This is a genomic window from Sphingomonas sp. PR090111-T3T-6A (assembly GCF_000383095.1).
In the GTDB taxonomy this organism is placed as follows: Bacteria; Pseudomonadota; Alphaproteobacteria; order Sphingomonadales; family Sphingomonadaceae; genus Solisphingomonas.
Genome location: NZ_AORL01000014.1, coordinates 14,730 through 37,682, shown reverse-complemented (window position 1 = coordinate 37,682; position 22,953 = coordinate 14,730). Strand labels below are relative to the sequence as shown.

The window sequence follows — 22,953 nt, the reverse complement described above, 5'->3', positions numbered from 1 at the left end:
GGGTTCAAGATGGACCTGGGCCTGTAGGGGGCGAACAACGTCATGGATGGAAAGAAGCTAGCACTGCTGATCGGCGCGTTATTCGTCGCCGCAGTGACCGCGATCATGGCGAAGAGCATGTTCGGCGCGTCGGGTGCTCCGCAGGTCATGGCCGCAGCCGCTCCCGTCCCGACCGGGCCGAAGGTGCTGGTGGCGACCAAGCCGCTGCCGGTCGGCACGATCCTCGGGCCGGATGCCTTCCGTTTCCAGCCCTGGCCGAAGGATCTGGTCGACGGCGCTTATTATGTCCAGGGTCAGGCCAACGCCGATCCGGCCAAGATGGCGGGCATGGTCGTCCGTTCGGAGATCACCGCCGGCCAGCCGCTGACCCAGGGCGCGCTCGTCTCGCCGCAGGATCGCGGCTTCCTCGCCGCCGCGCTGACGCCGGGGATGCGCGCCGTCACCGTGCCCGTGGGCGGCGCCACGGGCGTCGCGGGCTTCGTGTTTCCCGGTGACCGCATCGATCTCGTGCTGACGCAGGACGTTCAGGGCAGCGGCGACGGCGGACAGCCGCTTCGCGCATCGGAGACGATGATCCGCAACGTCCGCGTCCTCGCCACCGACCAGCGCACCGACAACCAGCCGACTCAGGACGGCAAGACCGACGTCCGCAATTTCTCGATGGTGACGCTGGAAGTCACCCCCAAGATGGCGGAGAAGATCGGCGTCGCGCAGAAGCTCGGCTCGCTGTCGCTGTCGCTGCGCCCGCTCGCCGACAACACGCAGGAGCTGGAGCAGGAGATCGCCGCCGGCGACATCAACGTCCCCGCAGGCACCGATCCCAAGGCCGAGCGCAAGATGCTGCTCGACATGGCAAGCCGCCCGCAGGACACCCAGACCACCTTCACGACCGGCGGCGATGTGTCGCGCTTCGCCCGCTCCTCGATGCCACGCACGCAGGTTGCGGCGGCCGCTCCGGTAGCGGGCGGTGCCCCGAGCCCGGCGGCTGCCGTCGTCTCCGGCCCGGTCGTTCGCGTCGCCCGCGGCAACACCGTCACCGACACGCCCGTGGGGGGGAAGTGATCATGTCGATGAACCCTGTCTATCGCCACGGCGCCGCGGGCACCGCGCTGGCCGCGGCCCTCGCGCTGGGCCTGATCGCCGCGCCCTCGGCACCCGCCGAGGCCAAGCCGGCCGCCGTCCGCCAGCACCGCATCGGTGTCCAGCCCGCGGCCTCGCAGCCGACCGTCACCACGGGCGGCGCGGCCGTCGCCGTGGCGCCGGGGCAGGCGATCACGCTTTCCACCGGACGCGGCCAGCTCATCATGCTGCCCCGCCCGATGAGCGACCTGTTCATCGCCGATCCCGCGATCGCCGACGTGCAGGTCCGCTCGCCCACCCGCCTCTATGTGTTCGGCAAGGCGAGCGGCGAGACGACCCTCTCCGCCACCGCCAGGGACGGCTCGGTGGTCTTCTCCAGCTCGGTGCGCGTCGGCCCGAACATCGGCAATATCGGCCAGATGCTGAAGATCGCGATGCCCGAGGCGCAGATCACGGCGACACCGATGAACGGCCTTGTCGTGCTGACCGGCACCGTCGCCGCGCCTGACGACATCGAGGAGGCGAGCCGCCTCGTCACCGCCTTCGTCGGCAAGGACGTGCAGGTGGTGAGCCGCCTCAAGACCGCGACGCCGCTTCAGGTGATGCTGAAGGTGCGGTTCGCCGAGGTCAGCCGTTCGTTCGACAAGAGCATCGGCTTCAACATCCTGACCAGCGATTCCACGGGCGGCTTCAAGTTCGGCCTCGGGCAGGGGCAGGCGATCGACCCCGACACGCTCAAGACCACCATTCCGACGACCGGATCGGTGCTGAACTTCGCCGGGCCGCTCGCCGGCCTCAACATCATGAGCGCGCTCGATCTCGCGGAGACCGACGGCCTGGCCACCACGCTCGCCCAGCCGACGCTGACCGCGCTTTCGGGCGAGACCGCGAGCTTCCTCGCCGGCGGCGAGATCCCGATCCCCGTGCCGCAATATCAGGGCGTCACCACGATCGAGTACAAGCAGTACGGCGTCAGCCTCGCCTTCACGCCGACCGTGCTCGGCGACGGGCGCATCTCGATGCGCGTGCGGCCCGAGGTCTCGCAGCTCGACAAGACCAACGGCGTGACGATCGGCAGCATCTCGGTGCCCGGCATCCTCACGCGGCGCACCGAGACCACGGTGGAGCTGGGCTCCGGCCAGTCCTTCGTCATCGGCGGCCTGCTCAACAACAATGCCAACAACTCGGTCAACAAGGCGCCCTTCCTCGGCGACCTGCCGATCATCGGGCAGCTCTTCCGCTCGAACGGGTGGAAGCGTGACGAGGATGAGCTGGTAATCGTCGTCACGCCCTATCTGGTGCGGCCGGTGTCGGACAACCGGATCGCGCTGCCGACGGACGGCTATCGCATGGCGAACGACGCGCAGATCATCGCGCTCGACCAGCAGGCCGACGGCAAGTCGGGCAAGAAGGGCAAATATCCCAAGGCCCTGCCGCCCGTCACCGCGCCGGCGCCCGATCCGTCGCGCAAGACCACGCCGGACGCGCCCGCTCCCGGCTTCTCGATCAATTGAGGATGATCGCCATGGCCCAGCAGCTTCGCTATTTCGCCATCGGGCGCGCGGCCCTCGCCCTCGCCCTCGCCACCGGAGCGCTTGCCGGGGCACATGCGGGAACGGTCAACCGTTCGGTGGAATCGGTCCATCAGCCGGTCGTCAGCCGCACGGATTATGTGATCGACGTGGCGACCTCGCCCAACGGCCTCGCCCCCGGTGAGGCGGATCGCCTGACCGGCTGGTTCGACGGGCTGAACCTCGGCTATGGCGACACCGTCGCGATCGACGATCCGTCCGGCTGGCGCGGCGACGGCGCGCGGGACGCGGTGTCGGCGGTCGTCGCGCGGTACGGAATGCTCGTGTCGCATGAGCCCGCGCCCGTCACCGCCGGGCATCCCGATGCCGGCACGCTGCGCATCGTGGTGAGCCGCGCGGTGGCCCATGTCGAGGGTTGCCCGGACTGGTCGCACGGCAATTTCTCCGAATATAGCGGTTCGTCCATGTCGAATTTCGGCTGCGCGAGCGCCAACAACCTCGCCCAGATGATCGCCAATCCGCAGGATCTGATCGAGGGCCGCACCGGCGACCGCTCGGGCGACGCGATGCTCAGCGTCAAGGCGATCAAGACCTTCCGCGATGCTGCTGCGACCGGGGCCGGCCCGCTCAAGCAGGAAAGCACGAAGACGGGGAGCAACTGATGAACGCACCCTTCCAGCACCGGACCGCCGGCACGCGCGATCCCTTCGCCGCCTTCGTCTGCGACGATGCGACCATGGACCTGCTCCACCCCATCGTCATCGAGAATGGCTGGGCGCCGGAGAAGGTGGTCCGCGGCGGCCTGCGCGCGGCCGTGCAGGCGCTTGCCATCTCGGCCAGCCCGATGATCCTGTTCGTCGACATGTCGGAATGCGGCGATCCGCTGAGCGACATCAATGCGCTCGCCGAGGTCTGCGAGCCGGGCACGGTGGTGATCGCCGCCGGCCAGGTGAACGATGTCCGCCTCTATCGCGACCTCGTCGCCAGCGGCATCCAGGACTATCTGCTGAAGCCGTTCAACCCCGACCAGATGCGCGAGGCGCTCGCCCATGCGCAGTTCACGCTCTCCGGCCCGCGCTCGGCCGAGCATGTGGTCGACCGTCCGCACCTGATGACGGCGGTGGTCGGCGTTCGGGGCGGCGTCGGCGCGTCGACCATCGCGACCTCGCTCGGCTGGCTGCTCGGCAATGCCGAGGGCCGCTCGACCGCGCTGCTCGATCTCGACGTGCATTTCGGCACCGGCGCGCTCGCCTTCGACGTGGAGCCGGGCCGCGGCCTCACCGACGCGATCGAGAATCCAAGCCGCATCGACGGCCTGTTCATCGAGCGCGCGATGGTGAAGGCCACCGACAAGCTCTCGATCCTGTCGGCGGAGGCCCCGCTCAACCAGCCGCTCATCACCGACGGTTCGGCCTTCTACCAGCTTCAGGAGGAGTTGAAGGCCGCGTTCGAGGCGACCATTCTCGACCTGCCCCGCCACATGCTGATCCAGCATCCGCACCTGCTGCACGACGTGCAGACCGTCGTGCTGGTGGTGGAACTGACGCTGGCCGGCGCGCGCGACACGATCCGCATGCTCTCCTGGCTCAAGGCGAACGTGCCGGCGGCGCAGGTGACGGTGCTCGCCAACCGCGTGGTCCCCGGCGCCGTCGGCGAGATCACGCGCAAGGAGTTCGAGGAGTCGATCGAGCGCAAGCTCAGCCTGTGCGTGCCCTATGACATCAAGCTGTTCTCGCAGGCCGCCAAGCTCGGCAAGCCGCTCGCCGAGATCGCCAAGTCGCACAAGACGGCGGCGCCGATCGGCGAGCTGGCCCGCTCCATCTCGCGCGCGGCCGACACGGGCGTCGCCAAGCCCGTCGAGAACGAGGAAAGCAAGTCGCTGCTCGGCAAGCTCGGCGATCTGAAGTCGCTGCTGCCCAGACGGAAGGCGAAGTGAGGCCAGCCGGCATCGCGCCGGGCTTCGAGGACAGGAAGGCGATCGGCTGATGTTTCCGGCAGTTCTTCTCGCATTCAGCGCCGCGCTTTCGCTGGGCTTGCTGGCCATGGCCTTTTCCGGGCCGTCGGCGAGCAAGGCCAAGTCGCGCCGGATGAGCGCGCTCAAGAACCGCCATACCGGCGGCGGCGACTCGTCGGTGACGGCCCAGATGCGGCGCGCGCTCACCCAGCGCGACACCAAACTCGATTCCTACGCCAGCCGTTTCCTGCCCAAACCCGAGCTGCTGCGTCAGCGTCTCGCCATGACCGGCAAGAGCTGGACGCTGGGCCAGTATGGCGCGGCATGCGCGGGCCTCGCCGCACTGGTGATCTTCCTGCTGGTCGTGAAGGGCGCGGGATTCCTGATCGCGCTGCTGGTCGGCCTCGCGGTCGGCCTCGGCCTGCCGCACAAGGCGGTCGGCTTCCTGATCGCGCGCCGGGTGAACCAGTTCACCGCGCGCTTCCCCGATGCGATCGAGCTTCTCGTGCGCGGCCTGCGATCGGGCCTGCCGATCACCGAGACGCTGGGCGTGGTGGGCAACGAGATCCCCGGCCCGGTCGGCGTCGAGTTCCGCCTGATCGGCGATCGCATCAAGATCGGTCGCACCATGGAAGCGGCGATGCAGGAAACGGCGGACCGGCTCGGCACGCCGGAATTCCAGTTCTTTACCATCACGCTCGCGATCCAGCGCGAGACGGGCGGCAACCTTGCCGAGACGCTCGCCAACCTCGCCGACGTGCTGCGCAAGCGCGCGCAGATGAAGCTCAAGATCAAGGCGATGTCCTCGGAATCGAAGGCGTCGGCCTATATCGTGGGCTCGCTGCCTTTCTTCGTGTTCGCTGCGGTCTATTTCATGAACCCCACCTATCTGATGGGCTTCTTCACGCAGACGCGCCTGATGATCGCCGGCGGCGTGGGCCTGATATGGATGGCGATCGGCGGCTTCATCATGGCCAAGATGGTCAATTTCGAGATCTGATCGGCGAGGACGAGACGAGATGTACACAGCGCCGCATCCGAGCATCATGGGCATCGATCTGAAGCTGATCGGCACGATGCTGGCCGGCATGGCGACGCTCGCCGTGCTGGTCGCGCTCTATGCCGCCACCACGGTGCGCAACCCGATGGCCAAGCGCGTGAAGGCGCTGAACGAGCGGCGCGAGCAGCTTAAGCTCGGCATCACCGCCTCCACCTCGAAGCGCCGCGCCAAGCTGACAACCCGCACCGAAGCCACCGACTGGATGCGCTCGACGCTGGGCAATCTGAAGGTGCTTCAGGACAGCCAGCTCAAGCAGGCGCAGATCAAGCTGCTCCAGGCAGGCATCCGCTCCAAGGATGCCGCCGTCGCGGTGATCTTCGCGCGCATGGTGCTGCCGATCGTGATCGGCGGCACGGCGCTGGTGGGCGTCTACGGCCTCGGCTGGTTCCCGACCAAGGGGCCGCTCTTCCATTATGCCGTCGTCGCCGGCGCGCTGGTGCTGAGCTACAAGGGGCCGGACATCTGGCTCAAGAACACCATCACCAAGCGCAGCGCCGCGATCCGCAAGGGCCTGCCCGACGCGCTCGACCTGCTCGTCATCTGCGCCGAGGCAGGCCTCACCGTCGACGCCGCCTTCAGCCGCGTGGCGCGCGAGCTGGGCAAGGCCTATCCGGAGCTGGGCGACGAGTTCATGCTCACCGCGATCGAGCTGGGCTTCCTCACCGAGCGCCGCCAGGCCTTCGAGAATCTCGCCACCCGCGTGGCGCTCGATCAGGTGCGCGGCGTCGTCACCACCATGATCCAGACGGAGAAATACGGCACCCCGCTCGCCTCCGCGCTGCGCGTGCTGTCGGCCGAGTTCCGCAACGAACGCATGATGCGCGCCGAGGAAAAGGCCGCCCGCCTGCCCGCGATCATGACGGTGCCGCTGATCCTCTTCATCCTGCCGGTGCTGTTCGTCGTGATCCTCGGGCCGGCGGCCTGCTCGATCTCCGACGCCATGTCCTCGGGCAAGATGGGCTGACGGACGGGGCGCGCGGGAACGCCGCCCCCTGCCCATTGGTTCTCCCTGCGCAACGAGGAGAGGACCGATGGGCTTTACCGCAAACCAGTGGGCGATCGTCGCCCTCGTGCTGGTGCTCGGCTGGCTGCTGGGCCTGGTGTCGCGCTCGGGCGGCGCGAAATGGCGCCGCGCCTATGAGGAGGAGCAGGTCGCCCGCATCGCCGCCGAGAAGCGCGAGCAGGCCGCCCGCGAGCATATCGCCGAGCTGGAGCGCCAGCTCGCCGGCCGGCCGATCGGCCCCGGCACGGCGGCAGCGATCGGCGCCGCGGCCTCCGGCACGCGCGACGACCTTGCCCTCATCCGCGGCATCGGCCGCAGCCGCGAGACCGTGCTGAACGAGGCCGGCATCCACAGCTACCGTCAGGTCGAGGACCTCTCCGCCACGGATGCCGAGGTGCTGGAAGCCCGCATGGGCCTGTCTTCAGGCACGATTGCGCAGGAGGAATGGCGGGAGCAGGCGGCCCTCCTGCGCAGCGGCCAGATCGAGGCGCACCGCGCGCGTTATCCATAATGTTCGACTTTTTCGATCAATTAGACGGATATTATATCGATCCTGTCGAGGCCGAAATGGCTGCATAAGTATCCCGCTACCGCCACCCGCTCTTTGGTGGCTTCAAAGGGGGATACTGCCATGAACGAGACCAGCCCTTCGCCCGCCGCCGCCCTGCCGCTCATCGGCCGCATCGGGATCGCCGCCATCTTCCTGCTCAGCGGCTTCTCGAAGCTCGCCGCGCCGGCCGCGACGATCGGCTATATCCAGTCCGCCGGCCTGCCGCTGCCGCAGGTCGCCTTCGGCATCGCCGCGCTGATCGAGGTGGGTGGCGGGCTCGCGCTGGTGCTGGGCTTCCGCACGCGCATCGTGGCGGCCATCCTGGCGGCGTTCGCGATCGTGACCGCCTTCGCCTTCCATCATGATCTCGCCGACCAGGGCCAGTTCATCAACTTCTGGAAGAATGTCGCCATGGCCGGCGGCCTGCTCCAGGTCGTCGCCTTCGGAGCCGGCCGCTTCAGCCTCGACGCCCGCCGCTGAGCGTTACTTCGGACTGGCCGGAGCCGCCTCCACGGGCGGCTTCGGCTGGTTGATGTAGGACTGGCCCGGCTGCAACGCCGGGTCTTCCTGCGAGCCGACATCCTCGGGCGGCTTGGCCATCGGGTCCGGCCCATGCTTGTGGCGCGCCGCCGCGCCGAAGGGCTGGGCCGGCTTGTCGTCGGCCGGCGCCAGCTTGACCGGGGCCGCCGCGACCAGCAGCGCCCCCATCATCATCACGATCACCGTCTTCATTTCATCCTCAGAGCCGCCTGCGCAGCCGCGAGCCGCGCGATCGGAACGCGATAGGGCGAAGCGGAGACATAATCGAGCCCGACCTTCTCGCAGAAGGCGATCGACGCCGGATCGCCGCCATGCTCGCCACAGATGCCGAGCTTGATGCCGGGGCGCGCCTCCCGCCCGCGGCTCGCGGCGATCTCGATCAGCTCGCCGACGCCGTCGGTGTCGAGGCTGACGAACGGGTCCTTCGCGTAGATGCCCTTCTCGACATAGACCGACAGGAAGCGCGCCGCATCGTCGCGGGAGACGCCGAGCGTGGTCTGGGTCAGATCGTTGGTGCCGAAGGAGAAGAACTCGCCCACCTCGGCGATCTCGCCTGCCTTCAGCGCCGCGCGCGGCAGCTCGATCATTGTGCCGACCAGATAGGCAAGGCGACGATCCTTCTCGACGAAGACCGCCTCGGCCGCATCGTCGATCACCTTCTTCATCAGCTCCAGCTCGCGCCGGGTGGCGACGAGCGGGACCATCACCTCGGGGATCGGCGCCTCGCCGGTCTTCGCCGCGACGTCGCACGCCGCCTCGAAGATGGCGCGGGCCTGCATCTCGTAGATCTCGGGGTAAGTGACGCCCAGACGGCAACCGCGATGGCCGAGCATCGGGTTGAACTCATGCAGTTCGGACGCGCGCTGCTTGAGCTGCTCGATGGTCAGCCCCGAGGCCTCGGCGACCTCGGCGAACTCCGCCTCCTCATGCGGCAGGAACTCGTGGAGCGGCGGATCGAGCAAGCGGATGGTGACGGGAAGCCCCGCCATGATCTCGAAGATCGAGGCGAAATCAGCGCGCTGCTCGGGCAGCAGCCTGGCGAGCGCGGCGCGACGGCCAGCCTCCTTCTCGGCGAGGATCATCTGGCGCACCGCCGTGATGCGGCCCGCGTCGAAGAACATATGCTCGGTGCGGCAGAGGCCGATCCCTTCCGCGCCGAAATCACGCGCGGTCTGGCAGTCGAGCGGCGTCTCGGCGTTGGTGCGGACCTTGAGGCGGCGCACCGCATCGGCCCAGCCCATCAGCGTGCCGAAATCGCCGACCAGCTCGGGCTGCACGGTCGCGACCTCGCCCGCCATCACCTCGCCGGTCGAGCCGTCGATGGTGATGACGTCGCCTTCCTTGAACTCGCGGCCCGAGGCGCGCAGGCGCTTGGCCTTGGCGTCGATCGCGAGGGTTCCCGCGCCCGAGACGCAGGGCCGCCCCATGCCGCGCGCCACCACCGCCGCATGGCTGGTCATGCCGCCGCGCGCCGTCAGGATGCCGCGCGCCGCGTGCATGCCGTGGATGTCCTCCGGCGACGTCTCGATGCGGACGAGGATCACCGCATCGCCGCGCTCGGCGCGCGTCTCGGCGGTCTCGGCGTCGAACACGACGATGCCGGACGCCGCACCCGGCGAGGCGGGAAGCCCCTTGGCGATCACATCGCGCGGCGCTTCCGGGTCGAGCGTCGGGTGGAGAAGCTGGTCGAGCGCCTGCGGATCGACGCGCAGGATCGCCGTGTCGCGATCGATCAGCCCTTCGTTCGCCATCTCCACCGCGATCTTGAGCGCCGCCTTGGCGGTGCGCTTGCCCGAGCGCGTCTGGAGCATCCAGAGCTTGCCCTCCTGCACGGTGAACTCGATGTCCTGCATGTCGCGATAATGCGTCTCCAGCAGGTCGAACACGCGGGCGAGCTCGGCATAGACCTCGGGCATCGCCTCTTCCATCGAGGGGGCCTTGGCGCCCGCCTCCTCCTTGGCGGCCTTGGTCAGATATTGCGGCGTGCGGATGCCGGCGACGACGTCCTCGCCCTGCGCGTTGATGAGGAACTCGCCATAATAAGCGCGGTCGCCCTTCGACGGATCGCGCGTGAAGGCCACGCCCGTCGCCGAGGTGTCGCCCATATTGCCGAACACCATCGCCTGCACGTTGACCGCCGTGCCCCAGTCGCCGGGGATGTCGTTCAGCCGGCGATAGACCTTCGCCCGCTCCGACTGCCACGAGCCGAACACCGCGCCGACGGCACCCCAGAGCTGCTCCTGCACGTCCTGCGGGAAGGGCTTGCCCCACTGCTCCTCGACCAGCGCCTTATAGCGCGTGACGAGGCCCTTCCAGTCCTCGGCCTCCATCTCGGTGTCGAGATTATAGCCCTTGTCCTCCTTGGCGATCTCCAGCGCTTCCTCGAAGCTGCCATGATCCAGCTCGAGCACGACGTCGGAATACATCTGGATGAAGCGGCGATAGCTGTCCCACGCGAAGCGCTCGTCGCCCGAGCCTGTCGCCAGCCCCTCGACCGTTGCGTCGTTGAGGCCGAGATTGAGGACCGTGTCCATCATCCCCGGCATCGACACGCGCGCGCCGGAGCGCACCGACACCAGCAGCGGGTTCGCCGCATCGCCGAAGCGCTTGCCGGTGATGCCCTCGATATGAGCGATGCCGGCGGCGACCTCGGCCTTCAGGCTGTCCGGGAAAACCTCGCCATCGTCATAATAGCGGGTGCACATCTCGGTGGAGATGGTGAAGCCCGGCGGCACGGGCAGGCCGATCGAGGCCATCTCGGCCAGATTGGCGCCCTTGCCGCCGAGCAGATTCTTGTCGCCCGCGCCGCCGTCGGAAACGCCGCCGCCGAAGCGATAGACATAGCGGGCCATGCCGTCCTCCCCCTTATTCGTTGCAGAACCGGTGGAGAGGACGGTGGCCACGATGTCTATCCCTCAATCTTGGAGAAGTCGGCGACCTTTTGCATTGCAGCACGCAATTTATCAAGCAAGGCAAGGCGCGTTTCGCGCTTCGTCTCATCTTGGGAATTGACCGTCACGTCATCAAAGAAGCGGTCAATAGTCGGACGAATGACTGACAACGCAGTCATCGCTTCTTCAAATTGCTCGCGCGCAATTGCCTGCTCCGCAACGGGGAGTTGCGTGTCGAGCATCTGCGCCAGCTCGCCTTCCGCGGCGTCCGGCTCGTAGGAAAAGCCGGTGAAGGCTTTCGGTTCCGTGCCCTTCTTGGCTTCGGCCTTGAGGATGTTGGCGGCGCGGCGATAGCCGGCGAGGAGGTTGGCACCGTCCTCGGTCTCGACGAAGGCCTGCAACGCCTTCACGCGGGCGAGCAGGCGGACGAGATCATCCTCGCCGCCGAGCGCGAACACCGCGTCGATGAGGTCGTGGCGCACGCCGGCTTCGCGCTGCTGGACCTTGAGGCGGTCGGCGAAGAAGTCGAGGACTCCTACCATGCCCTCAGCAGATTCCTTCGTCTCCTTCCGAAGATCCTCATCCTCCAGATACTTATCTGTAAAAGTATCGAGATCTTCGATTGCGTTCCATTGATGCTTACGCGCCGCCTCCATGTCACGAATAACGTCCGGCGCCAGCAAGCTCATGATGCGCGGACGGATGGTAATTGGCGCCATCAGCCTAACAGCTTTTAGCAAGTTGAGGCGGATACCCCGCGCTTCCAAAACGCGCAGCACTCCCAAAGCGGCACGACGTAATGCAAAAGGATCGCGCGACCCGCTTGGGACCTCTCTGACGCTGAAAAATGCAAACAGCGTGTCCAGCTTGTCCGCCAGGCTTACCGCCACCGTCACCGGCGCGGTGGGGACGTCATCGCCCTGCCCGACCGGCTTGTAGTGATCGCGGATCGCGTCGGCGACGGCGTCGGGCAGGCCCTCGGCCCGCGCATAATAGCCGCCCATCACGCCCTGAAGCTCGGGGAACTCGCCGACCATGCCGGTGACGAGGTCCGCCTTGGCGAGGCGTGCGGCCTGCTCGGCCTGATCCGCGAGAGTGGCGCACCCGACAGGATTCGAACCCCCGACAATCCCCTCTTCCGCCAGCCAGCGGGCCAGCTTCGCCACGCGCTCCACCTTATCGGCGACGGTGCCGAGCTTCTCGTGGAAGACGATTTGGTCGAGCTTCTTCGCCTGCTCCGCTAGCGGAACCTTCAAGTCCTGCTCCCAGAAGAAGCGCGCGTCGGACAGGCGCGCCGCGAGCACCTTGGCGTTACCCTCGACGATCGCCTTGCCGCCGTCCGCCGCCACGATGTTGGCGGTGCAGACGAAAACCGGGGCGAGCCTCCCCTCGCCGTCGACGCAGGCGAAATATTTCTGGTTGGTCCGCATGGTGAGCTGGATCACCTCGCGCGGGACCGAGAGGAATTCCGGGTCGAAGCGGCCGAGCAGCGGCACCGGCCATTCGGTGAGGCCGGCATTCTCGTGGACCAGCCCCTCGTCCTCGACCAGCGTGAAACCGGCGATGGCGGCGGCCTCCTCGGCCTCCTCGCGCACGACCACGCGGCGCTCGCGATGATCGACCATGACGTGCGCGGCGTGGAGCGTCGCCTCATAGGCGTCGGCCGACGGGATCGAGATCGCACCCGTACTGTGGAAGCGATGGCCGACGGTCTCGCGGCCGCTCTCGATGCCGTCGATGCCGGTCGGCACCACGGCGTCGCCGAACAGCGCGACGATGCCCTGCAACGGGCGCACCCAGCGCAGGCTCTCGGACGAGGACGACGCCTTGCCCCAGCGCATCGACTTCGGCCACGGGAAGGCGCGGATGATCGCGGGGATCGCCTCGGCCAGCACGTCCGGCGTCGGGCGGCCCGGCTTGTCGATCACCGCGAAGAGCACCTTGTTGCCCTTGGCATCCTCACGCTCGACGAGTTGGTCGCGGGTGAGGCCGGTCTTGCCGAGGAAGCCCGCCAGTGCCTGCTCCGGCGCGTCCGCGCGGGGGCCCTTCAGCTCCTCGGAGACGGCCTCGGTCGCCGCCGGAAGCCCGCGCGCGATCAGCGCGAGGCGGCGGGGCGTCACGAAGCCTTCGATGTCCTTCGCCTTGAGCCCGGCCTTGGCGAGTTCCGCTTCCAGCAGGCGCACGAGATCGGCCGACGCCTTCTCCTGCATCCGCGCGGGGATTTCCTCGCAGAGGAGTTCGAGAAGGAAATCCGTCATGCCACCCACCCCGGAAACTGCTCCTGCCACGCGGGCGTATTCTTCTCGATCCACGACGCGCACGCGCCCTTCGCCAGATCGCGGACGCGGCCGATATAGGCCTGCCGCTCCGCCACCGAGATCACCCCGCGCGCCTGCAACAGGTTGAAGGTGTGGCTGGCCTTGATCGCCTGCTCATAGGCCGGCAGCGGGAGCTTCGCCTCGAGGCAGCGCTCGCACTCGGCCGCCGCCTTGCGGAAGGTGTCGAACAGCGCCTCGGTGTTGGCGATCTCGAAATTATAGGCGCTCTGCTGCTTCTCGTTCTCGAGGAAGACTTCGCCGTAGGTGACACCCTCGTCGTTGAACTTGAGGTCATACACCCGGTCCACGCCCTGGATGTACATGGCGAGGCGCTCGAGGCCGTAGGTCAGCTCGCCGGTGACGGGCTTGCAGTCATAGCCGCCGACCTGCTGGAAATAGGTGAACTGCGTCACCTCCATGCCGTCGCACCAGACTTCCCAGCCAAGGCCCCATGCGCCGAGCGTCGGGCTCTCCCAGTCGTCTTCCACGAAGCGGATGTCATGCTTGGTGAAGTCGATGCCGATCGCCTTCAGCGAGCCCAGATACAGCTCCTGAAGGTTCGCCGGCGAGGGCTTCAGCACCACCTGATACTGATAATAATGCTGGAGGCGGTTGGGGTTCTCGCCATAGCGGCCGTCGGTCGGGCGGCGCGAGGGCTGGACATAGGCCGCCTTCCACGGCTTCGGGCCGAGCGCGCGGAGCGTGGTGGCCGGATGGAAGGTGCCGGCCCCCATCTCCATGTCATAGGGCTGGAGGATCAGGCAGCCCTGATCGCTCCAATAATCATGGAGCGTCAGGATCAGCCTCTGGAAGCTCAGCGGCTCAGGATGGTGTGACATGCTTCCCTTATGGCGGGCGTGGTTCCGGATGGTCCCCGCCTTGGCGCAGCCCTCCCGCCCGGTCAAGCAAGCGCGGTTCGTCGCGCCCCGCTTGCGTGTCGGCGCACCGCGTGTAGGACGGCGGCATGAAGCTGAATCGCGCGGCTGTCCGCACCGCACTCCTCCTCGCGCTGCTCCAGCCCGCCCTGCCGCCTGCGCTGCTGGCGCGCCAGCCCGTCGAGCATAGCCGCGGCCACGCCCCCCATCCCGCGCTGTGGAAGCTGAGCAAGGGGCCGTCGACCATCTATCTGTTCGGCACGATCCACGCGCTCCCGCCCCATTTCGACTGGGAGACGCCGCAGATCCGCACCGCGCTCGCCCAGTCCGACCGGCTGGTGCTGGAGGCGGTGATCGATCAGGACCCGGCCAAGTCCGCCGCCGCGCTGATGCGGATCGGGATGCCGGCCTCGCCGCTGCCGCCGCTGGCCGAGCGGATCGCCCCCAAATATCGCCCGGCGCTGGCCGGCATGATCGCCAAGAGCGCCGTCCCCGCCGAGACGCTCAACGCGATGAAGACATGGGCCGCCGGGATGCTGCTGTTCGGCACCACCGTGCAGTCGCTCGGCGTCAGCAGCGCGGACGGCGTGGAGGAGCGGCTGAAGACGATGTTCCGCACCACCGGCAAGCCGATCGAGGGGCTGGAGACGCTGGAACAGCAGCTCGGCTTCTTCGACACGCTGACCGAGCCGCAGCAGCGCGACTTCCTCGAAAGCGTGGTCGACCAGAAGGGCGACGATGCGGCCGATTTCGGCAAGATGCTCGGCGCCTGGTCGCATGGCGACGAGAAGGGCATCTCGGCCAGCTTCGACAAGGACATGAAGAAGTCCGACGTGCTGCGCACCGTGCTGATCGCGCGGCGGGACCAGCATTGGGCTGACGCGATCGTCAGCCGCCTCGGCCAGCCGGGGACGCAGTTCGTGGCGGTCGGCGCGGGCCATCTGGTCGGGCCGGATTCGGTGCAGGCGATGCTGGCGAAGCTCGGCTACAAGGCGGAGCGGGTGGAGTAGATCGGTCGACGCATCAACAAATCGATCGATAGATAGACTCTTGGCGCGCTTTGCATTATGCGCGCCCGCTTGCCGCACAGGGTCATCCCTGGAGGCCTGTGTGGCATGTCACATTGTTATTTGGAGAATTGAGCGATGAGCGATCAGCTGACGCTGTCCGCCGAAACGCGCGATCGGGCTGGCAAGGGAGCCTCCCGCCATCTGCGTCGTGAAGGCCGCGTCCCCGCCGTGATCTACGGCGACAACAAGGAACCGGTTTCGATCCACGTCAACGAGCGTGAACTCATGAAGGCGCTGAACACCGGCCACTTCATGAACTCGGTCGTGATGATCGAAGGCGCCGGCGCCGCGATCCGCACGCTGCCGAAGGACGTGCAGCTGCACCCGGTCACCGATCGCCCGCTCCACGTCGACTTCTTCCGCATCGGCGAGCACTCGACCGTGCACGTCAACGTGCCGCTGGTCTTCGTCGACGAAGAGCTGTCGCCGGGCCTGAAGCGCGGTGGCGTTCTCTCGATCGTCCGTCACGAGATCGAGCTCGTCGTCGATGCGGCGAACATCCCCGACCAGATCACCGTCAGCATGAACGGCTTCGACGTCGGCGAGTCGGTCCACATCTCGTCCGTCGCCCTGCCGACCGGCGCGAAGCTCGCGATCGAAGACCGCGACTTCACCGTCGCGACGATCGCCGCTCCGTCGGCGCTGAAGTCGGCCGAAGGCGCCGCGGCTGACGAAGCCGAAGGCACCGCCGAGGCGTAAGCCACACTCCCCCGTCATTCCGGCCCTCGCGCCGGGATGACGGGGCGAGACGATGCCGGGAGGCCCATCGATGCAACTCTGGGTCGGCCTCGGCAATCCGGGCGCGCAATATGCGCTGCACCGGCACAATGTCGGCTTCATGGCGGTGGACGCCATCGCCGAGGTCCATGGTTTCGAGCCGTGGAAGAAGCAGTTTCGCGGATGGTCTTCGCTGGGCCGCATCGGCTCGCAGCGCATCCTGCTGCTCAAGCCCGCCACCTTCATGAACGAGAGCGGCCTGTCGGTTGGCGAAGCGGCGCGCTTCTACAAGCTCGACGTAGGCGCGATCACCGCCTTCCATGACGAGCTGGATATCGCCCCCTTCAAGGTGAAGGTGAAGACCGGCGGCGGCGCGGCCGGGCATAACGGCCTGCGCTCGATCGATCAGCATATGGGGCAGGACTATCGCCGCGTCCGCCTCGGCATCGGCCATCCGGGGCACAAGGACCGGGTGACGGGTTATGTGCTGGGCAACTACGCCAAGGCGGAGATGGACCCGCTCGCCGACATGCTCGGCGCGGTGGCGGCGGAAGCGCCATGGCTCGCCGCCGGTGGCGATGCGCGCTTCATGAACGAGGTCGCGCTCCGCCTTCAGGACTGACCGCCCCCCTAATCCGCCGCCAGATCGCGCGCCACCTCGGCCAGCAGCCATTCCCGGAACCGCTTGATCTTGGGCACCGCGCGCCGGTGTTCCGGCACCACCAGCCAATAGGCATAGCCGCGCGTCGAGGTCTGCGCGAAGGGCCGGACCAGCCGCCCCTCGGCCAGGTCGTTGCGCCAGAAGAAGGGGGTGAGCATCGCCATCCCCTGCCCCGCCATTGCGGCATTGCCCTCGTTCGCCTGCGAATCCATGCGCACGCCGGGCCGCATGTCGCCTTCCGCCACCTTGACCCCGGCCTCGCGCAGCCAGTGCGACCACCACGGATCATGGGGCGAGATCATCGGCAGGCGCAGCAGATCGGCGGGATGGAGCCGGTCGCCGCCATGCCGCTCCAGAAAGGCGGGACTGCACATCGGCGTGAAGTCGACCGGGATCAGCAGGTCCGCCGCCAGCCCCGGCCAAGGCCCCCGCCCCGCGCGCACCGCCACGTCGACCTCATCGGTCACGAAATCGGTGAGCGCATCGTTCACCGACAGCCTGACCGCCATCTCCGGATGCGCCATCTGGAAGCCGCCCAGCCGCCACGCCAGCCATGTGTTGGCGAAGGTGAGCGAGGTGGAGATGGTCAGCATCCCCTCATCCTCGGTGCGCAGCTGCGCGAAGGCGGCGTCGATCGCATCGAAGGCCCGCCCGATCGGCGCGGCGGCACGGCGGCCAGCGTCGGTCAGCATCACGCGCCGCTTCTCGCGCCGGAACAGCGGCACGCCCAGACGCTCCTCCAGCAGGCGGATCTGATAGCTCACCGCCGCCTGGGTCATCCCCAGCTCGGTGGCGGCGGAAGTGAAATTCTCGTGGCGCGCGGCCGCCTCGAACACGCGGACGGCGGCAAGGGGCGGAATGCGGCGCATAAGGCAGATGATAAGGCCAGCTTGTCAACGACGTCCAGCCTTTCGTTGGCGCGCGCCGGCCAAACTTGCCATTTTCCAATGCGGACAGGGAACCCGCTCAGGGGATGGAGGCGACGATGATCGATCAGGAATTGGCACAGATGTGGGCCAGCCATCATGTGGCGCTCGGAAAATGGGTGCGCGATGCGGCGCATCAGGTCGGCGATGCGTTCCGTGTTCTGGCGCGCGTCCAGTACGACCGGCCGTGGGATCGGGACGGACAGCCGCGCGCGCGTCATTGAAAAGCCGGCCCGGTTTCGTTAGAGGGCGTCAACGCCCCGGCTGCGTCCGCAAACGCACCGGGGCGTCCGTCTTTTAGGCCGACAGGAACCGCGCATGGCACGCCGCCGCCAGATTTACGAAGGCAAGGCCAAGATCCTCTATGAGGGCCCCGAGCCTGGCACTCTCATCCAGTATTTCAAGGATGACGCCACCGCGTTCAATGCCCAGAAAAAGGGCACGATCAGCGGCAAGGGCGTCCTCAACAACCGCATTTCCGAGCATGTCTTCACGATGCTCGGCAATATCGGCGTGCCGACGCACTTCATCCGCCGCCTGAACATGCGCGAGCAGCTCATCCGGCAGGTCGAGATCGTGCCGATCGAGGTGGTGGTGCGCAACGTCGTGGCGGGCTCGCTCGCCAAGCGCCTCGGCATCGAGGAGGGCACGCAGCTCCCCCGCACGATCATCGAATATTATTACAAGGACGATGCGCTGGGCGACCCGATGGTCACCGACGAGCATATCGCCTGCTTCGGCTGGGCCAGCCAGGAAGAGATGCACGACATCGCCGACATGGCGATCCGCGTGAACGACTTCCTGACCGGGCTGTTCGCCGGCATCAACATCCGCCTGATCGACTTCAAGCTCGAGTTCGGCCGGATCTACGAGAACGACTTCGCGCGGATCATCCTCGCCGACGAGATCAGCCCGGACGGCTGCCGCCTGTGGGACATGACCACCAACGAGAAGCTCGACAAGGATCGCTTCCGCCGCGATCTCGGCGGCGAGGTGGAGGCCTATCAGGAGGTCGCCCGCCGTCTCGGCCTGCTCCCCGAGGGCGCCGAGAATGCCGTGCTCGACCTTGAGAGCCATCGCAAGAAGCGGGGCCAGTAACCTTCGGCATGACGGTGAAACGGGCGGACTCGCTCCGCCAGGCGATTGGTATCGCCCGCGTCCTGGGCATCCTGGGCATCATCTATGTCCATGCCTGGACCGGGCGGACCGCCGAGGAACTCGCGATCCTCGACCAGAGCCCGCAGGGAGTGCTGCGCTGGGCGCTGATCGAGATGGTCGGCTACAGCGCGGTGCCGCTGCTCGGCATCATCTCGGGCTGGCTCGCCGGCCCCTCCTCGGCCAGACGCAGCTATCGGGATTTCGTCGCGGTCAAGGCGCGGACGATCCTGCTCCCCATGCTGCTGTGGAATGCGATCACCATGGCCGTGGTCGTCGGGCTCGCCGTCTGGGCCGGGCTCGCGGCGCCTGTGCCGAAGAACCTCGCCGAAACGCTCGACTGGTGGCTGTGCCTCACCCAGCCCAACCCCATCAACGTCCAGATCGCCTTCCTGCGCGACCTGTTCGTCTGCATGACGATCGCGCCCTTGCTGGCCCGGCTGCGGGACGGCTGGCTGGTAGCCCTGCTGCTGCTGACCGTGGCGTGGGCGATCACCGCTTACGCATTCCCCCTGCTGCTCCGCCCGCAGATCCTGAGCTTCTTCCTGATCGGAATGCTGGCGCGGCGGCATGACCTGATCGAGCGGATCGCCCGGTGGCGCCTCATCACCTGCGTCACGCCCTATCTGGTGATGGTGCCGATGCTGGTGTGGCTCACCAGCTCGGACGACGTGTGGCTTCGCGGCCACCTCCATCGCACCAATACGGTCGATCTCGTCATGCGGGTCTCCGCCGCGCTGGCGCTGTGCCGTGTCTCTATGGCGCTGGCGCCCACCCGTGCCGGCGCGTTCATCCTCAAAGGCGAGCACTACGCCTTCCTGCTCTTCTGCTGCCATATGCTGCTGATCTGGTGCGGCGGGCCGGTGATCGGGCTTTGGACGGGGCCGCTCGGCAGCCCTCTTTATCCAGCCCTGCTCATCGCCGAGCCGATTCTCGTGTTCCTCCCCACCATCCTGATCGGACGGACGCTCGAAGCCGTCTCTCCCGCCCTCGCCAATGTGCTGAGCGGAGGCCGCCTCGCCGCGCCGAAGGGCCGCGCCCCCTTGCCCCGAAGCGCCGCTTCCGTCAAAGAGCCCGCAAACTCGCCCCCCGGAGCAGCCTCATGAAGACCCGCGTCATCGTCACCCTCAAGTCCGGCGTGCTGGACCCGCAGGGCAAGGCCGTCCATCATGCGCTGGCCGGCCTCGGCTTCGGCGGCGTCAACGATGTCCGCGTCGGCAAGATCGTCGAGCTGGACCTCGCCGACGGCACCAGCGAAGCCGAGATCGACGAGATGTGCCGCAAGCTGCTCGCCAACACGGTGATCGAGAATTACCGCATCGAGCAGGCCTGAGGAGTAGCCACGATGAAGAGCGCCGTCATCGTCTTCCCCGGCTCCAACTGCGACCGTGACCTCGCCGTCGCCTTCCGCGACGTGACCGGCAAGGACGCCGCCATGGTGTGGCATGGCGAGAGCACGCTGCCCGACGGCATCGACGTGATCGGCATCCCCGGCGGCTTCTCCTATGGTGACTATCTGCGTTCCGGCGCGATGGCCGCCCGCTCGCCGGTGATGCGCGCCGTCGCTGAAGCCGCAGCCAAGGGCGTCGCCGTGATCGGTGTGTGCAACGGCTTCCAGGTGTTGACCGAGGCGGGGATGCTGCCCGGCGCGCTGATGCGCAACGCGACGCTGAACTTCGTCTGCCGCGACGTCGACCTGACGGTCGCCAATAGCCAGACGATGTTCACCAGCAAATATGCCGACGGCCAGTCGATCCGCATCCCGGTCGCGCACCATGACGGCAATTTCTCCGCCGATGAGGCGACGCTCGACCGCCTGGAAGGCGAAGGCCGCGTGGCCTTCCGCTATGCCGGCAACGTCAACGGCGCCGCGCGCAACATCGCCGGCATCGTCAACGACGCCGGCAATGTGCTCGGCCTCATGCCCCATCCGGAGCGCATGACGAGCGACGCCCATGGCGGCACCGACGGCCGTCGCATCTTCGAAGGCCTGTTCGCGGCTCTCGCTTAAGCGACTGCGGGCGTCGCGACCGCCACGGCAATCAGCACGGCTGCCGCGACCAGCGCCCAGACAAGTCTCATCGCGCCTCTCCTGTCGCAAGGTCGCGGCATCAACGCGCGGGGGCGCCCGCCGTTGCCGTGCGACACTGGCCTTGGCGCGCCTTGTCCGCTAACGGGCAAGGCAACTTCCGTTCTTTGACCAAGGTACACGCATCATGGGTTTCCGCTGCGGCATTGTCGGCCTGCCCAACGTCGGCAAGTCGACCCTCTTCAACGCGCTGACCGAGACGGCCGCCGCGCAGGCCGCGAACTATCCCTTCTGCACGATCGAGCCGAATGTCGGCCAGGTCGCCGTGCCCGATCCGCGCGCCGACAAGCTCGCCGAGATCGCCGGCTCCGCCAAGATCATCGAGACGCAGCTCGGCTTCGTCGACATCGCTGGCCTCGTGCGCGGCGCGTCGAAGGGCGAAGGCCTCGGCAACCAGTTCCTCGCCAACATCCGCGAGGTGGACGCAATCGTCCACGTCCTGCGCTGCTTCGAGGATGGCGACGTCACCCACGTCGAAGGCAAGGTCGATCCCATCGCCGACGCCGAGACGGTCGAGACCGAGCTGATGCTCGCCGACCTCGACAGCCTCGAGCGCCGCGTACCCAATCTCCAGAAGAAGGGCGCGCAGGGCGACAAGGACGCCAAGGCGCACGCCGCCGTCCTCGCGCCGGTGCTCGACCTGCTGCGCGACGGCAAGCCCGCCCGCCTCGGCCGCCCGAAGGACCCGGAAGAGGCCGCCCTCTTCGATCAGGCGCAGCTCCTCACCGGCAAGCCCGTGCTCTACGTCTGCAACGTCGAGGAAAGCTCGGCCGCCGAGGGCAACGCGCTCTCCGCCCGCGTGTTCGAGAAGGCCAAGGCCGAGGGCGCGCAGGCCGTCGTCGTCTCCGCCGCGATCGAGGCCGAGATCGCCACCATGGCGCTCGAAGACCGCGCCGAGTTCCTCTCCGACCTCGGCCTCACCGAGACCGGCCTCGCCCGCGTGATCCGCGCCGGCTATGCGCTGCTCGACCTCATCACCTTCTTCACGGTCGGCCCCAAGGAAACCCGCGCCTGGACCGTCACCAAGGGCGCCAAGGCCCCGCAGGCCGCCGGCGTGATCCACACCGATTTCGAGCGCGGCTTCATCCGCGCCGAGACGATCGCCTATGAGGATTATGTCGCGTTCAAGGGCGAGGCCGGCGCGCGCGACAACGGCAAGCTGCGCTCGGAAGGCAAGGAATATGTCGTCGTCGACGGCGACGTGATGCTGTTCCGCTTCAACGTCTGACCGGTTTCGGGGCGGCGGGGCCGGCCGCCGCCCCTCCCCTTATCTGTTCTGGTCCACCGCGTCGCCGACCTTGTCGGCCGTGCGCGACACGCTGTCCGCGGCGCCCGCGATGGCCTTGTCCTTGGCGTTCTGCTGCGGCGCCATGGTGAAGAGATAGAAGGCGCCGACCGCCACCGCGAACAGCAGCACGATCGCCAGCAGGATCGTGCCCCCGCCGCCGCGCCGCTCGATGATCGTGGTGTGCGTACCGCCTTCGGCACCGGTGGTGCGATCCTCGTCCATAATCAGCCTCTCCCGAAGCCCCGCCCCTTCAGAACCGGCCTCCCCGTGCCCCGGTTCCGCTTTTGGCTATCCGTTGCGATCTGCTACGCAGTAGGCAGAGGAGACGGACATGCCTTATTTCGAGGATTTCACGGTCGGCCAGACGGCCTCCTTCGGCCATTATGAAGTGACGCGGGACGAGGTGCTGGAGTTCGGCCGCCGCTGGGATCCGCAGCCCTTCCACCTCTCCGACGAGGGCGCCGCCGCCACCCATTTCGGCGCGCTCTCGGCCAGCGGCTGGCACACCTGCGCGATGACCATGGCGATGACGGTCGCCGAATGGGACAAGAGCGAGGGCGGCACGCTGGGCGCGATCGGCGTGGACAATCTGCGCTGGCTCAAGCCCGTGCGCCCCGGCGACGTGCTGCGGCTGGAGGCGGAGATCATCGAGACGCGCCCCTCCGGCTCGCGCCCCGACATGGGATCGGTGAGGAGCCGCAACACGGTCTACAACCAGAAGGACGAGCCGGTGATGCGCTTCGAGCCGATCGTGCTCTACCGGCGGCGAGGCTGATCTCATGATGGACGCCGCTGGGATCGGGGCGCTCGAAGATTATCTGCACCGCCAGATTCCGCTGTCGGCCGCGATGCAGGTGTCGGTCCGCTTCGCCTCGGCCGAGAGCGTGGTCCTCCACGCCCCGCTGGAACCCAATATCAACCACAAGAGCACGCTGTTCGGCGGGAGCGCCTCGGCGATCGCGACGCTGGCGGCGTGGACGCTCCTCCACGTCCGGCTCAGGGCAGCGGAGATTCCCTGCCACCTCGTGATCCAGTCCAACCGGATGGACTATGACCGCCCCGTCCTCGGCGCGTTCGAGGCGCGGGCGACCCTGCCCGACCCGGATGCGTGGCCGGGCTTCCTCGCCATGCTCGTCCGCAGGAAGCGGGCGCGGATCGAGGCGCAGTCCGTGCTGCTGTTCGACGGCGAGGTGGCGGGCCGGTTCGAGGGGCGATTCGTGGCGCTGCTCGCCTGAGCGCGGCTC

25 protein-coding genes are annotated in these 22,953 nt (G+C 67.6%); 19 read left to right on the top strand and 6 right to left on the bottom strand.

Features of this window, described 5'->3' with window-relative positions; all coding sequences use genetic code 11:
• The first annotated feature begins 42 nt into the window (after positions 1-42).
• The 8 genes from cpaB to ST3T6A_RS0107130 all read left to right on the top strand — a co-directional run bounded on the left by cpaB (position 43) and on the right by ST3T6A_RS0107130 (position 7,659).
• On the top strand, positions 43-1,062 hold the full coding sequence (gene cpaB / locus ST3T6A_RS0107165) for a Flp pilus assembly protein CpaB (RefSeq protein ID WP_019832231.1): 1,020 nt from the start codon (positions 43-45) through the stop codon (positions 1,060-1,062).
• A 2-nt stretch (positions 1,063-1,064) separates the two neighbouring features.
• Complete coding sequence (locus ST3T6A_RS0107160; protein WP_019832230.1) at positions 1,065-2,594, top strand: type II and III secretion system protein family protein; 1,530 nt, start codon at positions 1,065-1,067, stop codon at positions 2,592-2,594.
• A gap of 11 nt (positions 2,595-2,605) precedes the next feature.
• Positions 2,606-3,274, top strand: coding sequence for a CpaD family pilus assembly protein (locus ST3T6A_RS0107155; RefSeq protein WP_019832229.1), 669 nt, complete (start codon positions 2,606-2,608; stop codon positions 3,272-3,274).
• Complete coding sequence (locus ST3T6A_RS0107150; protein WP_019832228.1) at positions 3,274-4,548, top strand: hypothetical protein; 1,275 nt, start codon at positions 3,274-3,276, stop codon at positions 4,546-4,548. The genes ST3T6A_RS0107155 and ST3T6A_RS0107150 overlap by 1 nt, the downstream gene beginning before the upstream one ends.
• Before the next feature lie 49 nt (positions 4,549-4,597).
• Complete coding sequence (locus ST3T6A_RS0107145) at positions 4,598-5,566, top strand: type II secretion system F family protein (RefSeq protein ID WP_019832227.1); 969 nt, start codon at positions 4,598-4,600, stop codon at positions 5,564-5,566.
• Between the two features lie 19 nt (positions 5,567-5,585).
• Positions 5,586-6,590 carry a type II secretion system F family protein gene (locus ST3T6A_RS0107140; protein WP_019832226.1) on the top strand — a complete coding sequence of 335 codons (1,005 nt, stop codon included), beginning with the start codon at positions 5,586-5,588 and terminating at the stop codon, positions 6,588-6,590.
• Positions 6,591-6,657: 67 nt separating this feature from the next.
• Complete coding sequence (locus ST3T6A_RS0107135) at positions 6,658-7,140, top strand: hypothetical protein (protein WP_019832225.1); 483 nt, start codon at positions 6,658-6,660, stop codon at positions 7,138-7,140.
• Between the two features lie 120 nt (positions 7,141-7,260).
• Positions 7,261-7,659: a DoxX family protein gene (locus ST3T6A_RS0107130; RefSeq protein WP_019832224.1), complete on the top strand. Its 399-nt coding sequence runs from the start codon at positions 7,261-7,263 to the stop codon at positions 7,657-7,659.
• 3 nt (positions 7,660-7,662) lie between these two features.
• Here the strand turns inward: ST3T6A_RS0107130 and ST3T6A_RS0107125 are convergent, their stop codons facing one another.
• Genes ST3T6A_RS0107125 through ST3T6A_RS0107110 form a run of 4 tightly spaced genes read right to left on the bottom strand, consistent with a single transcriptional unit; the run spans position 7,663 to position 13,767 of the window.
• A complete protein-coding gene (locus tag ST3T6A_RS0107125; protein WP_019832223.1) occupies positions 7,663-7,911 on the bottom strand; it encodes a hypothetical protein in 249 nt (82 codons plus the stop codon).
• Positions 7,908-10,571 (bottom strand): pyruvate, phosphate dikinase, encoded by a 2,664-nt coding sequence (ppdK, locus tag ST3T6A_RS0107120; RefSeq protein ID WP_019832222.1) that lies wholly within the window; start codon positions 10,569-10,571, stop codon positions 7,908-7,910. The genes ST3T6A_RS0107125 and ppdK overlap by 4 nt, the downstream gene beginning before the upstream one ends.
• A 56-nt stretch (positions 10,572-10,627) precedes the next feature.
• On the bottom strand, positions 10,628-12,868 hold the full coding sequence (gene glyS, locus ST3T6A_RS0107115) for a glycine--tRNA ligase subunit beta (RefSeq protein ID WP_019832221.1): 2,241 nt from the start codon (positions 12,866-12,868) through the stop codon (positions 10,628-10,630).
• Positions 12,865-13,767 (bottom strand): glycine--tRNA ligase subunit alpha, encoded by a 903-nt coding sequence (locus tag ST3T6A_RS0107110; RefSeq protein WP_019832220.1) that lies wholly within the window; start codon positions 13,765-13,767, stop codon positions 12,865-12,867. The genes glyS and ST3T6A_RS0107110 overlap by 4 nt, the downstream gene beginning before the upstream one ends.
• Before the next feature lie 125 nt (positions 13,768-13,892).
• Here ST3T6A_RS0107110 and ST3T6A_RS0107105 point away from each other — a divergent pair, with 125 nt between their 5' ends.
• The 3 genes from ST3T6A_RS0107105 (at position 13,893) to pth (ending at position 16,212) form a co-directional block, all read left to right on the top strand.
• A complete protein-coding gene (locus ST3T6A_RS0107105) occupies positions 13,893-14,813 on the top strand; it encodes a TraB/GumN family protein (protein WP_019832219.1) in 921 nt (306 codons plus the stop codon).
• Between the two features lie 135 nt (positions 14,814-14,948).
• On the top strand, positions 14,949-15,572 hold the full coding sequence (locus ST3T6A_RS0107100) for a 50S ribosomal protein L25/general stress protein Ctc (protein ID WP_019832218.1): 624 nt from the start codon (positions 14,949-14,951) through the stop codon (positions 15,570-15,572).
• Between the two features lie 70 nt (positions 15,573-15,642).
• Positions 15,643-16,212: an aminoacyl-tRNA hydrolase gene (pth, locus tag ST3T6A_RS0107095; RefSeq protein WP_019832217.1), complete on the top strand. Its 570-nt coding sequence runs from the start codon at positions 15,643-15,645 to the stop codon at positions 16,210-16,212.
• An 8-nt stretch (positions 16,213-16,220) separates the two neighbouring features.
• On the opposite strand, the gene gcvA is transcribed toward pth, so the two are convergent.
• A complete protein-coding gene (gene gcvA / locus ST3T6A_RS0107090) occupies positions 16,221-17,120 on the bottom strand; it encodes a transcriptional regulator GcvA (RefSeq protein ID WP_019832216.1) in 900 nt (299 codons plus the stop codon).
• A gap of 116 nt (positions 17,121-17,236) precedes the next feature.
• Between gcvA and ST3T6A_RS21435 the strand changes: the two genes are divergently transcribed.
• From ST3T6A_RS21435 to ychF, 6 genes are all read left to right on the top strand, one after another.
• The gene (locus ST3T6A_RS21435; RefSeq protein WP_157602554.1) at positions 17,237-17,401 is read left to right on the top strand and encodes a hypothetical protein; all 165 of its coding nucleotides are present in this window, start codon (positions 17,237-17,239) and stop codon (positions 17,399-17,401) included.
• Positions 17,402-17,495: 94 nt separating this feature from the next.
• Positions 17,496-18,275 carry a phosphoribosylaminoimidazolesuccinocarboxamide synthase gene (gene purC, locus ST3T6A_RS0107080; protein ID WP_019832214.1) on the top strand — a complete coding sequence of 260 codons (780 nt, stop codon included), beginning with the start codon at positions 17,496-17,498 and terminating at the stop codon, positions 18,273-18,275.
• Positions 18,276-18,283: 8 nt separating this feature from the next.
• Positions 18,284-19,438, top strand: coding sequence for an acyltransferase family protein (locus ST3T6A_RS0107075; RefSeq protein ID WP_019832213.1), 1,155 nt, complete (start codon positions 18,284-18,286; stop codon positions 19,436-19,438).
• Positions 19,435-19,665 (top strand): phosphoribosylformylglycinamidine synthase subunit PurS, encoded by a 231-nt coding sequence (gene purS, locus ST3T6A_RS0107070; protein WP_019832212.1) that lies wholly within the window; start codon positions 19,435-19,437, stop codon positions 19,663-19,665. The genes ST3T6A_RS0107075 and purS overlap by 4 nt, the downstream gene beginning before the upstream one ends.
• A 12-nt stretch (positions 19,666-19,677) precedes the next feature.
• On the top strand, positions 19,678-20,343 hold the full coding sequence (purQ, locus tag ST3T6A_RS0107065) for a phosphoribosylformylglycinamidine synthase subunit PurQ (RefSeq protein WP_019832211.1): 666 nt from the start codon (positions 19,678-19,680) through the stop codon (positions 20,341-20,343).
• A 205-nt stretch (positions 20,344-20,548) separates the two neighbouring features.
• A complete protein-coding gene (gene ychF, locus ST3T6A_RS0107060) occupies positions 20,549-21,649 on the top strand; it encodes a redox-regulated ATPase YchF (protein WP_019832210.1) in 1,101 nt (366 codons plus the stop codon).
• A 39-nt stretch (positions 21,650-21,688) separates the two neighbouring features.
• Here the strand turns inward: ychF and ST3T6A_RS0107055 are convergent, their stop codons facing one another.
• Entirely contained in the window at positions 21,689-21,931 is a 243-nt protein-coding gene (locus ST3T6A_RS0107055; RefSeq protein WP_019832209.1) for a hypothetical protein, read from the bottom strand.
• 109 nt (positions 21,932-22,040) lie between these two features.
• Here ST3T6A_RS0107055 and ST3T6A_RS0107050 point away from each other — a divergent pair, with 109 nt between their 5' ends.
• Positions 22,041-22,484, top strand: coding sequence for a MaoC family dehydratase (locus ST3T6A_RS0107050; protein WP_019832208.1), 444 nt, complete (start codon positions 22,041-22,043; stop codon positions 22,482-22,484).
• 4 nt (positions 22,485-22,488) lie between these two features.
• Complete coding sequence (locus tag ST3T6A_RS0107045) at positions 22,489-22,944, top strand: YiiD C-terminal domain-containing protein (RefSeq protein ID WP_019832207.1); 456 nt, start codon at positions 22,489-22,491, stop codon at positions 22,942-22,944.
• Positions 22,945-22,953: the final 9 nt, after the last annotated feature.